Here is a 19058-nt window from a genome sequence, read left to right as displayed (position 1 = left end):
TTCGTCCATCTCCTCGACGCTGCCAACGGCCGAGGACCTGCCGGCAGTTCCTGCCGACCCCGCTGATCGAGTGCGTGTCGCCGGAGGGCGCCGCCCGGCCGAGAGCCCAGGAGTTCGCATGACCGAGATCTGGCCCGTGGTCCACGCCGAGCGCCAGGCGCTGATCCGTGACCTGGAGGGCCTGCCGGCGCAGCAGTGGGCCAGGCCCTCGCTGTGCCCCGGCTGGGACGTCCACGACGTCCTGGCCCACCTCGTCGACGACGCGAGGACCACGCGCCTGGGTTTCCTCCGCCGCCTCGCGGCCGCTGGCTTCGACTTCGACCGCTGCAACGCCCGGGGGATCGCGCGGGAGCGCCGCGCGGATCCGCGGGACACGCTCGCCGCGTTCCGCGCGGTGAGCGGCCGTACGACGAGCGCGCCGGCGCCCCCGGCCACTCGGCTGGTGGAGGCGTTCGTGCACGGGCAGGACATCCGGCGCCCGCTCTCGCTCACCCGGGCCTGTCCGACCGGGCCGGTCGCCGAGGCCCTGCGCCACCAGCTGAGGACCAGCACGAAGGTCGGCGGCGGCAGGGAGCGGGCCGCGGGACTGCGGCTCGTGGCCACCGACGCCCAGCTCGACGCCGGGGCCGGTCCGGAGGTGCACGGCAGCGCCCTCGCGCTGCTGCTGGCGGTGTCCGGACGCCCGGTCGGCCCGGAGGAGCTCACCGGCCCGGGAGCGGCTGCGCTCGCGGGCTGAAGCGCCGACATCACCGTGCCGGCGCTTCAGCGACGGGAGCTCAGCGGACGAGCGTGAAGAGGATGCCGCTGAGGGCCACGAGCCCGGCGACGGTCACGAACACGTTCGACAGCTGCCCCCGGTAGGGCGCCAGGGCCGGGATCCGGCGCACGGCGTACATCGGCATGAGGTAGAGGATCACGGCGATGACGGGCCCGGCCAGGGACTCGATCAGGGACAGGATGCTCGGGTTGAGCACCGCGGCCGCCCACGTGGTGAGGAAGATGAAGACCGCGATCCCCCGGCGCAGCGTCCGGTCCTGCGGCTGCCGGATCCGCGCGGGCAGCATGCTGCGCGCGATGCCCGCCGCGCCCTCGCCGGCCCCCAGGTAGTGGCCGAAGAACGAGGAGACGATCGCCACGATCGCCACGGCCGGGCCGAGGTAGCCGATCAGGGGGTTGCCGTGCATGTTGGCCAGGTGGGACAGCACCGGGAGATTGGCCTCACGGGCTTCCTGCAGCCCGGTGCTGCCCAGGGACAGGACGCAGGACCAGACGAACGCCATGGTGAACAGCACCAGCAGGACCGTGGTGCGGCGGAGCACCCGGGACGCCGCCTCGGGCGCGCGGGCCCCGTGCTCGCGCTGCATCGCCAGGGAGAACTGCGAGATGGCCGGGGAGTGGTTGAACGCGAACACCAGCACCGGGATGATCAGCCAGACCGACAGCGTGAGCTCGCCGGCGGACGGCACCACGGCGAGGTCGCCGATCTGCCAGGTGGGGACGAGGTAGATCGTCACCCCCAGCAGCGCGAGGATCAGCGGGTAGACCAGCCAGCGGGTCACGGCGAGCATGAGGCGCTGACCGGCGACCATGACCAGCATCATCAGGGCGATCAGCACCCCGGAGAGCAGCACGCGGGGCACCGGGGGCAGCCCGAGCTGGTTGACCATGAGGCTCTCGACCGTGTTGGTGATGCCCACCCCGTAGATCAGGACGATGGGATAGATCGCGAGGAAGTACAGGACGGTGATGACCCGCCCGGCGCCCTCCCCGAAGTAGTCGCGGGCCACGACCGTGATGTCCTCGCCCTTCCGCGGGGAGGCGCACACGAAGCGCGCGAGGGCCCGGTGGGACAGGTAGGTCATCGGCCCGATGAGGAGCGTCACGACGAGCAGCGGCCACAGGCCGCCGGCGCCGGCGTTGATCGGCAGGAAGAGGATGCCCGCGCCGATGGCGGTGCCGAACAGGCCGAGCATCCAGCCGGTGTCGACCGCGGAGGGCCGCTGCCGGGCATCGGGTGCCGCGGCCGGGCGGTCCAGGGCGGGGTTCGTGGTGGTCGGGGAGTGGGCGGATGCTGCATCGGCGGAGATCGTCCGCGGGGCAGGGGAGCGCGACATGGTGGTCCTCGCTGGGTGCACGTGTGGGGTGGACCACAGGGACGATACCAGCCGGGCCGCGTCCCTCCGGGCCACGGGTGCCGGAGCGCACATCGACGCGGGCGCCGCCGTCACTCCTGCCGTCGTCACTCCTGCCGGCGGCACCCGTGCTGCAGGGCCCACCGCCGGGACGACGACAGCGCGACGGCCCGGCACGAGGGGCGTGCCGGGCCGTCGCTCCGCCGGTCGGTCAGTGCTGGCGCAGAGGGCGTCCCACGATCCCGGTGGAGACCGCGAAGTACGCGGCCGCCGCGAACAGCAGCGTGGCCCACCCGTAGGCGTGGGACCCCAGGGCCAGGACGGCGCCGTTGGCGACGAACAGCATCACGGCCGCCACCGTCAGCCACTGCGCCACCTGATCTGCGCGAACTTCTCGAACCCCTGCCACTGTCATCCCCTTCGTCGATCGACGCCCGGCAGCGACCGCAACCGGGATGAGGCCAAGTTAGGTGCCGTCCGGGACATATGTCAGTCGACTTAAGTCCAGACCTCACCGTGGGTGCGCCGACATCGGGCCTGGTCAGGGGCAATACGGCAACATGACGAAAGATGGCGTCGTCCGCACCCGGCGGACGGTGCCGGCACGGAGAAGGGGCGGGGACGTGGTGTCCACGTCCCCGCCCCTGCCCAGGGGTGTGCTCCCTCCTACGGTGCCGCGGGAACCGCTCCGGCGTCGGCGCCGGTCACGCCCTGCTGGGCGGCCCCGCCGGCCCCGGCCGGGCCCGCGCCCGCCTGGCCGCTGCCGGGCTGCGGCGCGCCCGTGTCGGGGAGCGCGCCGCCGGACGTGGTGCCGCCCTCGGTCACCGCTCCGCTCGTGGGGACGACTTCCTCCGGTGCGACGCCACCGGCGGGCACGGTGACCTCCGCGGTCGGGACGGTCCCCTCGGCGGGGGCGAGCTCACCGGTTCCGGCGGCCGGGTCCTCGGCCGGGACAGGGGTGACCGCGCTGCGCACGGACACCGACTCGCTGCCGGTCACGGTGCGCTGGATCGTGCCCGTGCCGCCGGAGAGCTCGGTGCCGGTGAGGGCCTGGATGCCGAAGACCGCCCCGACCGCGAGGCCGAGAATGGCGCCGGCGCTGACCAGTACGGGCTTCAGGCGCGGGCGCAGTGCGCTCCAGCGGCTGCCCGTGGCCACGGCCGTGCTGCCGTCCGAGTCGGGCGCGTCCAGGCCGGGGCGCGCGAGCACGTGCTGGGCCACGGTGGTCTTGACCTTCTTCAGGCCGCGGCGGCTCTTCTCGAGCGAGGTCGAGTAGATGACCACGGCGATACCGGAGACGATGCTCGTCAGGGCGGCGCCGAGGACGGTGCCGACGACGCTGAGGTGGCCACCGATCACGGACATGGTCGCGGCGGTGGCGGCGCCGGCGAGCAGGCCGGGGATGTTCAGGGTCGAGCTCTTCTTCTCGGTCTGCTCCTCGGCCGGTTTGCCGGGCTGGGGGTGGTCGTCGGGCGCGGACGCCTCGGTGCGTGGTTTTTCCAGAGTCATGATGTCCTGCTTCGCTTGCGGGGAAGGGGGTGCTGGTCCCCGCGACGATGCTCGGGCCAGCCTTTCCCATTATCCGGACCGACCGGGGAAAGCCCAGCGCGAGTGGGAACTCTCACACCCAGTGGTCCTGCTGGAGCGCAATGTGACGTCGAAGCACCAGGTCACGCGGCGATTCGTGTTCGCCCGGAGGGCAGCCGAGGTGATGTCCCCGCCGTGATCGGCCCGTGCTGCCCGCGGCGCGGGGCAGGGGGCTTGTACGGGTTCTCCGCGGGCTTGTCTGTCCCCCCTTGGGCGGGCTGTGCCCGCCGGGTGTCCCCTGATGGGGTGTTCACCAACGCACATTCGCGGTTGTCAATGCCGGCTCGGGCAAGTGGAGCGGGCGCCGAACGGGGACGGTGTGCGGGATCTCGTCCTCCGTGGGGTGCTTCCAGGACCGTGGGCGGCGGGGCAGGAGCATCGGTGTGCGTCCGCGTCCCGTCCGGGGGCGGTCGGCCCCTCCTGGGCCGACCGAGGACCGGGACGACCCGACCGAGAGCAGAGAGCAGGTGCCGACATGGCGACTGGAGTCGTGACGTGGTTCGACGAGGAGAAGGGCTTCGGCTTCGTCCGGCCCGACGACGGATCCGAGGATGTGTTCGTGAACCTCTCGGTCGTCGACGGCGGAGCGTCCTGCGGGCTCGGGGAGAGCGCCCGGGTCGAGTTCGAGATCGAGGTCCAGCCCTACGGCCGCGAGGCATCACGGTTGCGCGTCGTCGTCTGACCGTCCTCTCCTGTGCCCGGGCTGCTGGGCGTCCGCGGGCCCGGCTCAGCGCAGCGGCAGCCGCATGAGGACCCGCGGGAACCTGTTGAGCGTCGAGGTGGTGTCGGCGGCCTTGGTGAAGCCGGCGTGCTCGAACATGCCCCGGGTGCCGACATAGGCCATCGTGGTGTCGACCTTCCGGTCCCCGTTGTCGACGGGATACCCCTCGACGGCCGGTGCGCCGTGGCCGCGGGCGTGCTCGACGGCGCCCTCGAGCAGGGCCTGGGCCACGCCCCGGCCCCGGTGGCCGCCGCGCACCCGGAAGCACCACACGGCCCAGACCGGGAGGTCGTCGACGTGGGGGATCGTTCTCCCGTGGGTGAAGGCGTGCAGCTCGGCCCGCGGGGCGACGCCGCACCAGCCGACCACCGTTCCGCCGTCGTAGGCGAGGATGCCCGGGGGGATCGGCCGGGCGCACAGCTCCCGGGCCGTCTGAGCCCGTTCCCGGGCGCTCAGCGCGCGGTTCTGCTGGGACGGGAGCCGGTAGGTGAGGCACCAGCAGACCGCCGAGTCGGGGTTCCGGGGGCCCAGGATGGTGGCGACGTCGTCGAACCTCTCGCTCGTCGCCGGTCGGATCGTGAACGCGGTGGCAGTCATGGCCGTTCCTCGGTGCCGGGCGGTGCTGGACGGTGCTGAGCGGGGCGGCGCCGGCCGTGGCGGACGCGGTCGAAGGTCTCCCGGGCGACCTGCCACGAGGTCTTGCCGACGTCGAAGTGGTCGGTGAGCATGTACACCCCGATCCAGCGCTGGTAGGTCCACGACCGGTCGAGGAGCCCGGCGTCCCGTGGGCCGGTGTAGCGCTCGTACACCGCGCGGACGAAGGCCTCGCCGTACTCGTGCAGCTCCGCGAAGTCCACGGCCGGGTCCCCGAGGCACATGTCGCTGAAGTCGATCACGCCCAGCCGGGCATCGTCGTCGTCCCAGAGCAGGTGCCGGCTGTAGACGTCGTTGTGGACGACCACCTGGGGAAGGTCGGCGGCGAGGAGGACGTCGACGTCGGCGAGGATCCGTTCCACCTCGGCGAGCTCCTCCGGGCTCAGCACGGCGGGCAGGTGGCTGGTGGCCGCGCGGCGGACGTCGTCCTGGTCCTCGGCCAGGTACGACGCCGGCACGCGTTCCAGCGGTGTGCCGCGGACCGGTGCGGTGTGCAGGGCGGAGAGGAAGCCGGCCAGCTGCCCCACGAGCGCCTCGTGCGCCGTCCCGTCCAGGGAGGCCAGCACCTCGGGGGCGAGCGTGCGGCCGGGCAGGAGGGGATATCCGGCGAAGGACCCGTCCGGCGCCACGCGGTCGTAGCGCGGGATCCGCACGGGCAGCAGCGGGGCGAGGTGGTCCAGGACCGCCACCTCCCGGGCGAGCGCCTCCGTGTAGGGCTCCTCCTGCGGGAAGCGGAACACCAGGGCGTCGTCCAGGACGACGACGACGTGGTCCCAGCCCTCCGTGATCCGCCGCGCCCTCGACCACGTCAGACCGGGGAAGGCCGCAGCGATCCGCTCCAGCTCGTCCATCGGTGACCTCCGTTCTCACCGGCCTCGCCGAGCCGGCCGTCTCGGCGAGGCCGGTGCTCGTGACGGGTCGCCCGGCGCCGGGCATGTCACCAGGGTAGCCAGGCCGTCCGCCTTCCTGGTCCCCAGTGATTCTTGCTTATGAGGCAAGAACGCATGCCTGGAGAGCAGTACGCCGTTACGGTGGGAGCATGACCGAGCACGCACCTACCCGAACCGTCCCGGGCCACTCCCACGGACACCGGCACGAAGAAGGCCTGGCCGAACTTCTGGACCTGGACGCTGCGATGTCCCGCACCTCCTGGGCGGAGGTGGCCGCGTGGGCCACCCGGTACGCCGTGGCCAGCCCGAGCCGGATCATCGACCTGGGGACCGGTGCGGGTGCCGGGGCCCTGGCCCTCGCCCGACGCTTCCCCGCCGCGGAGGTGGTGGCGGTCGACCGCTCCCCGGTGATGCTCGACCGGGTGCGGGCCGCGGCCCGGCAGCAGGAGCTGGGCGAGCGGGTGCACGTCGTGCACGCGGACCTGGACACGGCCTGGCCCGCGGTCGGGGCGGCGGACCTGGTGTGGGCCTCCTCGTTCCTGCACGAGGTCGCCGATCCCGGCGCGGTGCTGCAGGACGTCCGGGCCGCCCTGCGGCCCGGTGGGCTGCTGGCGGTCGTCGAGATGGACGGTCTGCCCCGCTTCCTGCCCGAGGACCTCGGCATCGGCCGCCCCGGTCTGGAGTCCCGGTGCCACCGGGCCCTGGCCGACGCCGGATGGAACGCCCACCCGGACTGGCGGCCCCTGCTGGAGCGGACCGGGTTCGAGGTCCACGGCCCGCACACCGTCAGCACCGCAGCGCAGCACGAACCGCAGGTCACGGCGCACTACGCCCAGGCCTGGCTCACCCACATGCGCCCGGCGCTCCGGGACCGGCTGGCCGCCGAGGACCGCGCCGTCCTGGACCAGCTCCTCACCCCGGAGCATCCCGGCGCCCTGCAGCACCGCCGGGACCTGCGTCTGCGGGCCGACCGTACCGTCTGGGCGGCCCGGGCGTAGACACTGGACTGTCTGGACTGTCTGGGCGTAGACACTGGGAGCAGGGAGTCCACGGACGCCCACCGCCCTGCCGACACGGTCTCCCGCCCCGGACGCGTGCCGGGAACCACCGACCACAGGAGGCGCCATGCCCGGCTCAGCCGTCATCATCGGCGCCGGCATCGCCGGGCTGGCCACCGCCCGCGGCCTGCTCGGCGCGGGCTGGGCCGTCCACGTGTTCGAGCGCTCGCCGGGCCTGCCCGGCACCGGCACGGCACTGGGCATGTGGCCGGAGGCGATGCGAGCCCTCGACCGGCTGGGCGCCGGCGAGCAGGTCCGGGCCGGTTCCGTCGAGCTGCGCGGAGCGCGGCTCCTGCGGCCCGACGGCACCGAGATCGGCCACCTCGGAGCCGGGCGCACGGTCCGGCTGGTCCCACGGCCGGTGCTCCTGGCGGCGCTGGCCGAGGGCCTGCCCCCGGACGTCATCGCGTGGAACACAGCGGTGACGGACCACGGCGCCCTGCCCGCGGCCGATGTCGTCGTCGCCGCGGACGGCGTCCACAGCCCCGTCCGCGCCGCGCTCTTCGGCGTCGCCCCGCGGCCGCTGGGCACGGTCGCCCTGCGCGGCACCGTGCCGGGGCCCGCGCAGGGCGCCACGGAGACCTGGGGACCGGCCCGGCTCTTCGGCATCACCCCGCACGACGCCGGGCGCACCAACTGGTTCGCGAGCGTCCGCTCCGACGTGCTCGCCTCGGCAGGGGCCGGGCACGACGACCCGCAGGTCCTGCGCCGGCTCTACGGCGACTGGCACCCGGAGGTGCGGCGGGTCCTGGACGCCCTCGGGAACACGCCGATCGACTGGCGCACGCTGCTCGACGTCCCCCCGCTGCCGTCCTACGTCCAGGGGCGCACCGTGCTCCTCGGCGACGCCGCCCACGGCATGGCACCCAACCTCGGTCGGGGCGCCTGCGAGGCCCTCCTCGACGCCACGGCCCTCGTCGGGGCGCTGAGCGCGGCCTCCGACGTCCCGGGGGCCCTGCACCGGTACGACGCCGCACGCCGCCGGCCAACCATCCGCACGGTGCGCCTGGCGCGCGTGGCCAACAGCATGAGCACGGCGCGGCACCTGCTGCCCGTGCGCAACGCCGTGGCCGCCGCGGCGGCCCGGCTGAGCTGACCGGGGCAAGGCGCTGCTCCTGGGCCCGGCCGCCATCCGGTGGAGGGCGCGGGACCGGGCGCCGGCAGCACCCGCGGCTGCTCCGGCTCAGGCCGGCGGGGCCGGCCACCCGGGGGGCTGGTCCAGCCCCTGCCGCTGGACCAGCTGCATCCAGCCGGGCACGTCCAGCTCCACCCCCGCCCCCTGGGCGATCGCGGTCACGGCCTCGATGTCCGGGGGAGCGCCCTCGGGGATGTGCTGGGCCATCTGCTCCAGGGACGTCTCGTACCCGGCCGGGGAGATGATCACCTGGGCCCGCGCCGGTTCCTCCCCGGCGTTCCAGAAGCAGTGCCACTGGCCTCGCGGCATCCGCACCAGCTCCCCGGGCCCGGCCTGGAACACCTCGTCGCCGAGCTGGACCCCGACGCGGCCCTCGACGACGACCAGGAACAGGTCCTCGCGGCTGTTGCGGTGCGGCGGGTTCGCGCTCTGCCTCGGCTCGATGCGGGTCTCCACCACGGAGAACCGGCCACCGGTGGCGTCCCCGTGCAGCAGCGTCCGGTTGGTCACGAAGCCGCCGATGTTGTGCGCCTGTCCTGCGTCCGGGCCCACCGGCCCGTAGTCCTGAGCGTCCATGCCCACAGGGTGGGCCGCGCCCGGGCCTCGGCGCCAGCACATGACGCGCCTACCCTCCGGTTGTGCTGCAACCGTGATGGACCTTGTTCCCGCTCACGGGTCCGGTCGGCCGGTCCGCCGTTCCCGGCGGTGGAACCGGGCCTCGGTTGCTGACGGCCTGGACGTCGCCGCTGAAACGCCATGGAGCTGCTGACGGCCCGGCGTAGCCCCTTTTGGGGACAAGGCGGCCAGATTGTGACTCGCGGGTAGCCAGTACGCTGATGACAACGCATCGACTGTGCTTCTCCCCCCTCTCTCAGGAAGCGAGACGACGATGACCACCCCCGAGATCCTGCAGGCCGTCAAGGACCTGGTGCAGACCCCGCCCCCGACCGGGGTACGTGTGGACCGGTTCGAGATCGTCGACGAGGTCGCCGAGCTCGCCCTGTCCTTCCAGGACGAGGTGCTGCACAACGTGCTGGCCTCCGAGCTGGCCTCCACCGGCGGGCCCGCCGACTGGGACGACCCTCGGGCGCCGATGGAAGAAGGCTCCCCGACCTGGGCCTATGCCGGTGGGATCGCCGCCCTGCTCCACCACGGCTACTTCAACCAGACGATCCTCGCCCAGCACGAGGCCGCACTGCAGCAGATCCTGGCCGAGCACGGCCATCCCGGCACACCGGTGACCGCCACGGCCACCTACGCCCCGGCCGAGCTCATGGTCCACTACCGCGAGCTCAAGGCCGCGCACCTCAAGCACCTGAGCACCCCGCAGGGCTGAGCCGCCCTGCCGGTGGACGCCGGTCGCTGGTTGAATGGGCGCATGAGCGACGACCGGGCGGAGACCCGCTCCACTCCGCTGGAGGACTATGCGCTGCTCTCCGACCTGCACACCGGCCCGCTGGTCTCCCGCGACGGCAGCATCGACTGGCTGTGCTTCCCGCGCTTCGACTCCCCGTCCGTCTTCGCGGCCCTGCTCGGGGGCCCGGAGGACGGCCGCTGGCGGGTCTTCGCCGTGGACGGGACGGTGGTCTCCCGCCGGTACCTGCCGCGCACCTTCGTGCTCGAGACCACCTGGGCCACCCCCACGGGGACCGTGGTGGTCATCGATTTCATGCCTCCCAGTGACCGGCAGGCGGACCTGGTGCGCCAGGTGACGTGCACCCGGGGCACGGTGGCTGTCGAGCACGACCTGCGGATCCGCTTCGACTACAACCGGTCCAAGCCCTGGACCCGGCGGGTGGACCTGCGCGGTACCGCCCGGGACGGGCTGCTGTCGGTCGCCGGGCCCAACGCCCTGCTGCTGGCCGGGCCGCTGCTGCACCCCCACGAGGCCCAGCGGGCCGAGCCCCAGGAGGGCATGGAGGACCGCCACCAGGCCTCCCGGAAGGGCCATCCCGACGACTACCAGGGCGCGGTCTCCGACCGGCTCACCGGGGTCTTCCACCTGACGGCCGGGGAGTCCTTGGACTGGGTGCTCACCTGGCACAAGTCCCACCGGTACCCGCCCACCCCGGTGGACGCCGGGCAGGTGCTCGAGCGGACGATGGCCTACTGGCAGGACTGGTCCCGGCGGGTGGAGGTCCACGACGGCCACGACGAACTGGTGCTGCGGTCCCTGCTGGTGCTGCGGGCCCTGACCCACCAGGCCACCGGCGGGATCGTGGCCGCCCCCAGCGCCTCCTTGCCGGAGTTCTTCGGCGGGGTGCGCAACTGGGACTACCGCTACACCTGGCTGCGGGACGCCGCCCTGACCATCGAGACCCTCATCGCCCACCGCTTCACCGACGGCGCGCTGCACTGGCGCAACTGGTTGCTGCGCGCGGTGGCCGGGGACCCCGAGGACCTGCAGATCATGTACGGCATCGCCGGTGAGCGGCAGCTGCCCGAGACCGAGCTCGGCCACCTGGCCGGCTACGAGGGCTCCACCCCGGTGCGCATCGGCAACGGCGCGGCGGGGCAGTACCAGGCCGACGTCGTCGGAGAGGTCATGCTGGCCCTGGCCGCCCTGCGCGAGGCCGGGGTGGCCGAGGACGAGTACTCGTGGGGGCTGCAGAAGAACCTGCTGCGCTTCGCCGAGGCCAACTACAACCGCCCGGGGCACGGGATCTGGGAGATGCGCGGGGAGCCGGCGTTCTTCGTCCACGGACGGGTCATGATGTGGGCGGCCTTCGACCAGGGCGTGCGCGCCGTCGAGGACCACGGCCTGGACGGCCCGGTGGACCGGTGGCGGGGCCTGCGGGACCGGTTGCGGGCAGAGGTCCTGGAGCGCGGGTTCGACGAGCGGCGGAACTGCTTCATTCAGACGTACTCCACCACCGAGGTCGATGCGTCCCTGCTGCAGCTGCCCCACACCGGGTTCGTCGCCTACGACGACCCCAGGATGCTCGGCACCGTGGCCCGCATCGAGGAGGACCTGCTGGACGGGTCCGGACTGCTGCACCGTTACCGCACTGCCGCCGGGCTGGACGGGCTGCCGGGGAAGGAATACCCCTTCCTGATCTGCTCCTTCTGGCTGGTGCAGCAGTACGCCCACAGCGGCCGCCGTGCCGAGGCGCAGGACCTGCTGGACCGGCTGACCGGTTGCGCCACCGACCTCGGCCTCTACGCCGAGGAGTACGATCCGGCCACCGGCCGGCTCGCCGGGAACTTCCCCCAGGCCTTCAGCCACCTCGGCTTCATCCGCGCCGTCGACGCCCTCGGGGAAACCGTCGGCGAGCAGCGGCCGCCCGGAGACGGCCGGCGCCCCTGCGCCGACCGCGCCGACGACAGCAGCGCACCGAGCCCGTCCCCGTCGAGCCCGTCCTCGTAGAGCTCGAGCCGCTCGAGGCCGGTGCCCTCGCCCTGAGGTCCAGACGGGGGGCCCGGCTCAGGCGATGCCGGTGCCGAAGAGCAGGCCCAGGGCGTAGGTGGCGCCCGCGGCGCCGAAGCCGATGGCCAGCTGCCGCAGCGCCATCCGCAGCGGGGAGCCGCCGGAGAGCAGGGCCACCACGGTGCCGGTGGCCAGAAGTGCCAGGCCGACGACGACGGCCGAGACGACCACCGCGGGCGTCCCGCCCAGGCCGAAGAGATAGGGCAGCACGGGCAGGATCGCCCCGGAGGCGAAGAAGCAGAAACTGGCCGCGGCCGCGCCCAGGCCGGTGCCGACGGCCTCGTGCTCGTCGGCCCCCACCACCGGGACCGGGCCGGTGGGCTCGGCCTGGGGAGTCTGCAGGACGCGGGCGGCCTTGGCCTCGGCCGCCTCCGGGTCCATGCCGCGGGCGCGGTAGAACAGGGCCAGTTCGTTGGCCTCGGCGTCGAGCATCGGCACCTTCCGGTGCGTGTCCGCGTTGGGGGTGGAGGCCTCCAGCAGCTCGCGCTGGGACCGGACGGAGACGTACTCGCCGGCCCCCATGGACAGGGCCCCGGCGAGCAGGCCGGAGATGCCGGTGAGCAGCACCATGGCGTTGGAGACCCCGCTGGCGCTGATGCCCATCACCAGGGCCAGGTTGGAGACCAGCCCGTCGTTGGCCCCGAAGACCGCTGCCCGGAAGCTGCCGGCCATCCGGTTGCGCCCCCGGGTGGCCAGGGCCCGGACGACCTCCTCGTGGATCTGCTCGTCGGCGGCCATCGCGTCGGTGGCGTGGACCTCGGCCTCGTACGGGGAGCGGGACTCGGCGCGCTGCATCAGGGCCAGGACGAACACGGAACCGAAGTGGCGGGCGAGGAAGCCCAGCAGCCGGGACCGCAGGGATCCCCGGCGGGGATGCCCCACCTGGTGGCCCAGGAGCGTGATCCAGTGCTGCTCGTGGCGGGCCTCGGCCTCGGCCAGTCCCAGCAGGATCTCGCGCTCCTCGCCGGTGCGCCGGGCGGCGAGGTCGCGGTAGACGGCGGCCTCGGCGCGCTCGTCGGCCAGGTAGCGGCGCCAGCGGCGGACCTCCGCCCGGGTCGGGGCGTGGGGTGCTGGGGTGTCGGAGAGGGCAGTCATGGTGGTCCTCGAGGCAGGGCCCCGGCCTCAGCGCCCTGGAGCAGGGAGAGGTCGGCCGGAGCGGTGTCCGGCCGAAGGTCTCGCTCGCCCCGACACCACGGGTGCCCGGGTGGCGCGCCGGGTCCCCCATCCGGGGAGACCAGCATGTCGACACGCCTCTGCATCCACCCAGGAGGTGGCGGGAACTACTCCCCTTCGACTCCCTCACCGTATCCAGTTTCTCGTTCAGCCGGTTTCGGTGGACCGAAACGATGGTGCACGAAGAAGGTGCTCCGCTCCGTCCGTCACGAGGCGGAGGACGACGACGCGGCGTCGGCCTCGGCCACGCGCTTGAGCCGGTGCAGGCTCTCGCGGAGGCCCTCGCGCATCGTGGTCATCCGGTCCGGGTCCCGGAGCAGGGTGCCGATGACGAACCAGCCGACGCGCCCGACCGGGCGGGCGACCTCGTAGGACTCCGTGACCCGGGTGCCGGTGCCCTCGGGTTCGAACCGGTAGCGCCACACGATCGTGCCGAAGAACGCCTCGGTCCGGGCGAAGGCGAACTCCCGGCCGGGCTCGGCAGCCATGACGACCGGCTTGTTGTGCCAGGAGAACTTCGAGTCCTCCGGCACCCGGTTGCGGGCCCGGAAGCGTGCGCCGACACGGGGGCCACCGTCGTCGAGCCAGACGACCTGGTCGACCTCGGGGCTGTACTCGGGGGTGCGGGTGACGTCGGCGACGAGGTCGTAGACCACCTGCGGCGGCGCCTCGACGTGGACGGACTCCTCGGCGCGGCCCAGGGTCTGCATGGTGGTCCTCCGTGCTGTTTCCGAGCGGTACGGCCCGGGCATCACCGGTGCGCGACGGGCCGGGTGCCTCCACGGTAGGACTCCGGTGCGCCGGGTCCTCGCGGTGACACCGGATCGTTGCTCGGGGCGATGTTGTGTCGTCGGCGGACCCGGGTGAGTGCTCGGACCGCGTCAGCTCCCGGGAGGCCGGTACTTGATCTGCCCGGCCCGGTGCAGGGCCTCCAGTGTGTCCTCGACGCTCATGAGCACCGTGGTCTCCAGGGAGCTCAGGGCGCCGCCCCCGCTGATGGCCAGGGCGACCGCGGCCATGGACACGTTGTCAGGTGCTTCCCACAGGTTGTAGCCGTCGTGCTCGCCGAAGGCGTACCAGAAGCCGTGCAGCTTCCCGCCGACCGATTCGATGTAGTCCTGGGCCGCCTGGCGGCGGTCCTCCGGGTGGGCGATCAGCCGCGCCCAGGCCTCCGGGGTGTAACTGAACTTGGACAGGTAGAGCGGCATCGTTCCGTCCCCTCGTGACCGTCCCGCCGGATTCGGCCGGGACTGTGCCGACCGTAGGCTTCCGGCGCCGGTGCGCCCAAGGGAATCCGCCGGATCGTCGCCGGCCCGTGACTCATGTCGCTTCCGTGTCCGTGGCGCCCGCTCAGCCCGGGGCGCCGTCGCGGGCGCGGGAGGTCCACGGGTCGTCGCCGAGCCTGGCGTAGGAGGTGGCGACGATCTGCTCGAGGACGTCCAGGTCGACCGCGTCGAGGTCCTTGATGTAGATGCAGCCAACGCCGGTGGTGTGCGGGCCCAGCCGGGCCAGGTTCTCCTGGTGGGCGTCGACACCGTCGTACACGTAGATCGTCGTCGCCGCCTTGCGCGCGGAGAAGCCCGCCGCGGGGGCGTCGCCCTCGTGCCCGCTCGCGTACTGGTAGTGGTACTGGCTGAAGCCCACGACGGTGCCCCACATCTCCGCCGGCTGCCCGGTGATCCGGGCGAACCACGGAACGAGCCGCTCGGCGTCCTCCCGCCGCCTCTTCGGCGTGACGCCGGCGAGGTACTCCTCGACCGGCTGTCCTGTCTTCTCTACGGCGGGCTCCTCGGGGTTGCTGGAACGACGATCGTCTCAGGCACCAGGGTCCTCGGCCCGTCCGACACGGCAGCGGGGGGCCTGTGCGCACACCGGTCCAGGCCCGGCGCCACCACCTACGCGGCTCTGGTCGACCGGGACCGGGACCGCAACGCCCAGTGGCATCTGGCGCGCACCGCAGGTGACCGCTGGAGCGACACGTGCCGGTGCTGCTGATGCCTCGGGCTGCGCACGGAGTGGGGATCGCAGGCTGGTGCACGTCAGCGGCGTCGGCCGTGAAGGACCTCGGCTCCGCCCTCATGCTCAGCAGGGCTTGAAGAACTTCCCGCCGGGCGCGTAGCAGCGCGGACCGGTGTAGCCGGGGATGTCGGCGTAGTACCCGGGAGGCGCCTGGTTGACGATGTTGGCACCCGGGTTCGGGGCGGGCGCCGGCGCAGGGGCGGGGGCCGGCGCGGGTCTTGGCGCGGGAGCGGGCTCCGGTGCAGGGGCCGGCGCGGGTGCGAGTACGACCGCCCGGCGGGCGGCGTCGGCCGCCGCCTGCTGTGCCGCTTCCGCCTGGCGGGCCAGTTCGGCCTGCCGGGTGGACTCCACCTGACGTGCCGCGTCAGCCTCCGCCTGGCGGCGCCGGTCCTCGGCTTCCGCGCGCTGCGCGGCTTTCGCCTCCGCCGCGCGGCGCTGCTCCGCGGCACGCTCCTGGAGGGCGGCCACGTCCTTGCGGAGGCCCGAGATCCCGCTCGTGAGCGAGGGCAAGCCCACCACATGGCGGACGTGCGGGTGCGCGTCGCCGTCGACGGCGTCCATGGCCGCCAGGAACGCGACGGCGGCCGCGGCCTCACCGGCCGCGTCGGCCAGATCCGCCGGCGTGGCGTCGGCCAGCGCACTCGTCGCCTGCTGGAGCTGCGCCGGGATCGTGCAGCCGTGGGCGGGGTCGAGCAGGCCGGCCTGCTGCTGCTCGGCCTCGGCGAAGGCCTCCTCGACGGGCGGCAGGAACCGGTCGTTCGGTGCGATGTAGAGCGGTGTGCCCAGGCCCTGGCGGGCGATCTCGGCGTTGACCAGCGCCCCGTCCTGCAGGAAGACCCCGGCCAGAGTGCGGCCGTAGGAGTCGGTGCGCTCCTGGTCGTACTCCAGGCCCACCACGGTGCCCGGCGGCAGCAGCTCCTCCAGCAGCACGGTCGCCTCCGGGCCGAGGCACTCGACGACCTCGTTCGGGTCCTTGGTCTCCGGGGTGTCGATGTTGAGCAGCCGCACGCGCACCACCTCGCCGCCCAGCCGGACGTCCACGGTGTCGCCGTCGATGACGCGCTCCACCACGGCGCGCTCGCCGCGCAGCTCCGGGGCGGCCGACGTCTCGGCCGAGGAGGCGTTCGACGACGACGTCGTGTCGCTGGACGCGGCCGTTCCGCCGCAGCCGGTCAGGAGGAGGAGGGCGAGCGCGGCGGCGCCCAGGCGGGAAGGGGCGGGGGGAGGCGTCACGGAAATCCTTCAGGAAAACGTCAGTTCCCCTCCAGCTTATGCATGCAGAAGCAATCACCTTGGAGGCTGGTGTCCCCACTTCGGGGGTGCGGCACGTTCGGCGCTGAAGGCAGAGCGGGGGCAGTCTCGGCGGTGCGGACGGCTTCACGGGGAAGGTCTATTTGCTATTGCGGTTGCGTGCACGGGAGCGCACAGTGTGGGCATGAGGACGACGCGTCCGTGGTTCGTGGTGGCCGTGGTGATCGCGGCCCTGGCCCAGCTGGTGGTGGGGTTCTACTACCTGGCCAGCGGCCTGATGGCCCCGCTGTGGGCCATCGTGCTCCTGGGTGTGTGGTGGGTGGTGCTCACGCTGATCGGGGTCCGGTTGGTGCAGCGCCGGTCCTATCTGGTGCTGCTGGTTCCCGTCGTGGCCATGGCGACATGGTTCGGGCTCATGACGTTCGGGGGATCGGTCCTCGGCTGGACCGCATGAGACCTCGGAGTCGGTTCCTGCCGGTGGCTGCCTGAGGTCGGTGTGGCGCCCTGGGGTGGGTTTGTCATCACAAGTGGCTATTTCCGACAGCAAATGCATCTGCATAGGATCCGAGAGATCCCCTCACTCCTGCAGGGACGGCATCCCGTGAGGCGCGGGCAGTGCTCGGACGGGCGGCAGCGGTTCCCGGCTGTCGACGCTCCTGGTCGGCCGTCCGTTGCTCTCCGCAGCCGTCCTGTGCAACCCCACCCGAAGTAGGTTCCATGATCCGCCGTTCTGCCACCGAGGCTGCCCCGTCTTCTCGCCGGGGGCGCGGCCTGCGCGTGCTGGCGCTCGTCGTCCCGCTGCTCCTGGCCGGGTGCACGAGCGTGGAGGTCGCGGTCGATTCCCCGCAACAGGGCGCTCCTGCCGCAGCGGCACCCGCGCCGTCGCCGGACGCGGTGGCTCCCCGGCCGGTGGCCGCGCCCGAGCCGGCGGCGACGAGGACGTTCACCACCCCGGACGGCGCCTACAGCTTCGAGTACCCCGTCGGGTGGACGGTGACCGAGGACCCGTCTCAGGACGGCGTGTTTGCCGTCCGTCGGGACGACGGGGAGCTCGTGGCCGGACTCGCCATCAATGGCGCGGCCGACCCGGTCGCCAGCCCGGTCTACCCCCTCTCCTCGTACACCGCCGTGGAGGTGCCCGGCCTCGCCGGTCCGCTGGGGCGAACCATGTCTGCGGCGGTCGGTCTGTACCCGGGTCACAGCATCGGCAGCGAGGCGATCGCCACTGGCCTGGCGGACGGCGGAGATCCCACCGCCAACTACGGGCGGGTGCGGTCGGCGGACGCCTCCTTCCTCTACTTCGGTGGAACTCGGAAGATCGGCAACGGCTCCACGAAGCTGTCGGAGGATGAGGTCCGCCGGGAGCTGGCCGCGTATACGGCGTCGGCCGAGGGACGGTCCGTACTCGCGATGATCTCCAGTCTCACCGTGGACACTTCCGTGACGGGAAGCGTCTGCCGGGACGACAACTACGTCTACACCTCTTTGCAGGGTCTGGGCTGTGACGAGGCGCAGGACGTCGTGGACGAGATCGCCTACGAAGGGAGTGCCGAGGGGGAGGACTTTGTGACGTCGGACCGCTATTTCTGCGCCGGTGAGGGCGTCGATCCCACGGTGCATCATGATCCGATGTACGCCTGTGGGGTGTACGGCGCCGGGGACGTCCGGTTCCTTCTCGACCCGGCCATCATCACGGCGGATCACCCGTTGCTCCACGTCGAGGCCGGTTCCGCTGACAGCTCCGATGAGCAGATGCCCGCGGAGGTGGTCGAGGCCGCGGTCGACTGCGTGGGGATCAACTACGAGTTCACCGAGGTCGACGGCCTCACCTGCCCGGAGGCCAAGGGGATGCTCCAGCCGTTCCTCGAGGGCAGGGGCGCACCGGCCGACAGTAATGCGCAGGTCCTCGACGACACCGAGTGCACCCGGGCGCCCGCCGAGCGGGGCGGCGCCACGGTGCCCTCCTGGTCCTGCTCCCGCACGCAGGGCGGGTCCTTCGTGGCCTACGCCCGGCTCTAGCCTGCGACCGGAGGGACCGCCGATGTCCGCCCGCTCCCGCTTCGCACGAGGACCGACCGTGACCTCCTCCGAGCACCCTGGCGAGGTCGGTCCGCCAGGGGCTGCTGCGCCGATCCGCTCCCTGGGGTTCGCCGCCTTCCGGCTGCTCGGCTCGCCGGCCGGAGCGAGCGCACCGCGACCGCCGTCATCTCTGGCGGTCCGGGGAGCAGGTCATGAGGTGATCGCCGCGACCTTGCGGATCCAGGACGGGCATCCGCCCCGCTCGTGGTGGGGTCGTCTCGTCGGGACCAGCCCGCTCAGCGCCGACAGCACCTCGTGGTTCCGGGGCGCGGTGGGGGAGATCGCCGTCGGGCAGATCCTGGGCCGTCTGGGCCCGGACTGGACGGTGCTGCACGCCGTGCCCGTCGGCGCCGGGACCTCGGACATCGACCACGTGCTGATCGGCCCGGCAGGGGTGTTCACGCTCAACACGAAGAACCACGCCGGCAAGAAGGTGTGGCTCGCGGAGCACTCGATCCTGATCGACGGGCACAAGCAGCACTACCTGCGCCACGCCCGTCACGAGGCATCCCGAGCGGCGAAGCGATTGAGCGCCGCAGTGGGGGAGGCGGTCCCCGTCACGCCGGTGCTGGTGCTGATCGGACCGAAGCAGCTGACGATCAAACAGCGCCCCGCCGACGTCAGGGTCGTCACCGACCGGGAGCTGCTGCGCTGGCTGAAGCGGCGGCGTCCCATCCTGACACCCCAACAGGCCGCCCGGATCACGGCCGCGGCCGTGGTCCCCGGTACTTGGCACGACAACCCAGCGCCGCCCAAGGATCCGGTGGAGCTGCAGGAGCGCTTCGCAGAGCTCCGTGCGTCGGTGCGGAGCGCACGACTCCGGCGCGGGCTGTGGCAGTTCGGAGGTACCACCGCTGTGCTGACCCTCCTCGTCGGAGCAGAGCCTTTCCGGACGGTGCTGAGCGCCTTCTGACCCGAGTCACTGCTCGGTC

19 protein-coding genes and 1 pseudogene are annotated in these 19058 nt (G+C 72.8%); 9 read left to right on the top strand and 11 right to left on the bottom strand.

Annotation, left to right across the window (positions count from 1 at the left end; all coding sequences use genetic code 11):
- Nucleotides 1–118 precede the first annotated feature (118 nt).
- Nucleotides 119–736 (top strand): maleylpyruvate isomerase family mycothiol-dependent enzyme, encoded by a 618-nt coding sequence (locus ABD220_RS10950; protein ID WP_344122492.1) that lies wholly within the window; start codon nt 119–121, stop codon nt 734–736.
- Between the two features lie 40 nt (nt 737–776).
- Here ABD220_RS10950 and ABD220_RS10945 read toward each other — a convergent pair whose 3' ends face one another.
- The 3 genes from ABD220_RS10945 to ABD220_RS10935 all read right to left on the bottom strand — a co-directional run bounded on the left by ABD220_RS10945 (nt 777) and on the right by ABD220_RS10935 (nt 3641).
- A complete protein-coding gene (locus ABD220_RS10945) occupies nt 777–2114 on the bottom strand; it encodes an SLC5/6 family protein (protein WP_344122490.1) in 1338 nt (445 codons plus the stop codon).
- A gap of 229 nt (nt 2115–2343) precedes the next feature.
- Nucleotides 2344–2508 carry a hypothetical protein gene (locus ABD220_RS10940; protein WP_344122488.1) on the bottom strand — a complete coding sequence of 55 codons (165 nt, stop codon included), beginning with the start codon at nt 2506–2508 and terminating at the stop codon, nt 2344–2346.
- A 290-nt stretch (nt 2509–2798) separates the two neighbouring features.
- Nucleotides 2799–3641 carry a hypothetical protein gene (locus tag ABD220_RS10935; RefSeq protein WP_344122486.1) on the bottom strand — a complete coding sequence of 281 codons (843 nt, stop codon included), beginning with the start codon at nt 3639–3641 and terminating at the stop codon, nt 2799–2801.
- 553 nt (nt 3642–4194) lie between these two features.
- Between ABD220_RS10935 and ABD220_RS10930 the strand changes: the two genes are divergently transcribed.
- Nucleotides 4195–4401 carry a cold-shock protein gene (locus tag ABD220_RS10930; RefSeq protein WP_344122484.1) on the top strand — a complete coding sequence of 69 codons (207 nt, stop codon included), beginning with the start codon at nt 4195–4197 and terminating at the stop codon, nt 4399–4401.
- A 45-nt stretch (nt 4402–4446) separates the two neighbouring features.
- On the opposite strand, the gene ABD220_RS10925 is transcribed toward ABD220_RS10930, so the two are convergent.
- Nucleotides 4447–5037, bottom strand: a complete 591-nt coding sequence (locus tag ABD220_RS10925; protein WP_344122482.1) for a GNAT family N-acetyltransferase — start codon at nt 5035–5037, stop codon at nt 4447–4449.
- Nucleotides 5034–5945 carry a phosphotransferase family protein gene (locus ABD220_RS10920; protein ID WP_344122480.1) on the bottom strand — a complete coding sequence of 304 codons (912 nt, stop codon included), beginning with the start codon at nt 5943–5945 and terminating at the stop codon, nt 5034–5036. The genes ABD220_RS10925 and ABD220_RS10920 overlap by 4 nt, the downstream gene beginning before the upstream one ends.
- A 188-nt stretch (nt 5946–6133) precedes the next feature.
- Between ABD220_RS10920 and ABD220_RS10915 the strand changes: the two genes are divergently transcribed.
- Nucleotides 6134–6982 carry a class I SAM-dependent methyltransferase gene (locus ABD220_RS10915; protein WP_344122479.1) on the top strand — a complete coding sequence of 283 codons (849 nt, stop codon included), beginning with the start codon at nt 6134–6136 and terminating at the stop codon, nt 6980–6982.
- A 127-nt stretch (nt 6983–7109) separates the two neighbouring features.
- Nucleotides 7110–8138 carry an FAD-dependent oxidoreductase gene (locus ABD220_RS10910; protein WP_344122477.1) on the top strand — a complete coding sequence of 343 codons (1029 nt, stop codon included), beginning with the start codon at nt 7110–7112 and terminating at the stop codon, nt 8136–8138.
- An 87-nt stretch (nt 8139–8225) separates the two neighbouring features.
- Here the strand turns inward: ABD220_RS10910 and ABD220_RS10905 are convergent, their stop codons facing one another.
- Complete coding sequence (locus ABD220_RS10905; RefSeq protein ID WP_344122476.1) at nt 8226–8753, bottom strand: cupin domain-containing protein; 528 nt, start codon at nt 8751–8753, stop codon at nt 8226–8228.
- A 313-nt stretch (nt 8754–9066) separates the two neighbouring features.
- Between ABD220_RS10905 and ABD220_RS10900 the strand changes: the two genes are divergently transcribed.
- Nucleotides 9067–9513 (top strand): hypothetical protein, encoded by a 447-nt coding sequence (locus ABD220_RS10900; RefSeq protein ID WP_344122475.1) that lies wholly within the window; start codon nt 9067–9069, stop codon nt 9511–9513.
- Between the two features lie 42 nt (nt 9514–9555).
- Complete coding sequence (locus ABD220_RS10895) at nt 9556–11544, top strand: glycoside hydrolase family 15 protein (protein ID WP_344122473.1); 1989 nt, start codon at nt 9556–9558, stop codon at nt 11542–11544.
- Between the two features lie 57 nt (nt 11545–11601).
- On the opposite strand, the gene ABD220_RS10890 is transcribed toward ABD220_RS10895, so the two are convergent.
- The 5 genes and pseudogenes from ABD220_RS10890 to ABD220_RS10870 all read right to left on the bottom strand — a co-directional run bounded on the left by ABD220_RS10890 (nt 11602) and on the right by ABD220_RS10870 (nt 16029).
- A complete protein-coding gene (locus ABD220_RS10890; protein ID WP_344122472.1) occupies nt 11602–12699 on the bottom strand; it encodes a VIT1/CCC1 transporter family protein in 1098 nt (365 codons plus the stop codon).
- 284 nt (nt 12700–12983) lie between these two features.
- On the bottom strand, nt 12984–13487 hold the full coding sequence (locus ABD220_RS10885) for an SRPBCC family protein (RefSeq protein ID WP_344122470.1): 504 nt from the start codon (nt 13485–13487) through the stop codon (nt 12984–12986).
- Between the two features lie 171 nt (nt 13488–13658).
- Nucleotides 13659–13985, bottom strand: a complete 327-nt coding sequence (locus ABD220_RS10880) for a GYD domain-containing protein (protein WP_344122468.1) — start codon at nt 13983–13985, stop codon at nt 13659–13661.
- Between the two features lie 142 nt (nt 13986–14127).
- Nucleotides 14128–14487 (bottom strand): annotated as a pseudogene (locus ABD220_RS10875) (DUF1801 domain-containing protein); the annotation flags it as partial.
- A 372-nt stretch (nt 14488–14859) separates the two neighbouring features.
- Nucleotides 14860–16029, bottom strand: coding sequence for a thermonuclease family protein (locus ABD220_RS10870; protein ID WP_344122466.1), 1170 nt, complete (start codon nt 16027–16029; stop codon nt 14860–14862).
- Between the two features lie 202 nt (nt 16030–16231).
- Between ABD220_RS10870 and ABD220_RS10865 the strand changes: the two genes are divergently transcribed.
- The 3 genes from ABD220_RS10865 (at nt 16232) to ABD220_RS10855 (ending at nt 19039) form a co-directional block, all read left to right on the top strand.
- Nucleotides 16232–16501, top strand: a complete 270-nt coding sequence (locus ABD220_RS10865) for a hypothetical protein (protein WP_344122464.1) — start codon at nt 16232–16234, stop codon at nt 16499–16501.
- Between the two features lie 263 nt (nt 16502–16764).
- Entirely contained in the window at nt 16765–18066 is a 1302-nt protein-coding gene (locus tag ABD220_RS10860) for a DcrB/PsbP domain-containing protein (RefSeq protein ID WP_344122463.1), read from the top strand.
- Between the two features lie 217 nt (nt 18067–18283).
- Nucleotides 18284–19039 (top strand): nuclease-related domain-containing protein, encoded by a 756-nt coding sequence (locus ABD220_RS10855; RefSeq protein WP_344122462.1) that lies wholly within the window; start codon nt 18284–18286, stop codon nt 19037–19039.
- The last annotated feature ends 19 nt before the right edge of the window (nt 19040–19058 follow it).

It is taken from the genome of Kocuria aegyptia (assembly GCF_039530085.1).
GTDB lineage: Bacteria > Actinomycetota > Actinomycetes > Actinomycetales > Micrococcaceae > Kocuria > Kocuria aegyptia.
This window is presented reverse-complemented; position numbering and strand designations above follow the sequence as displayed.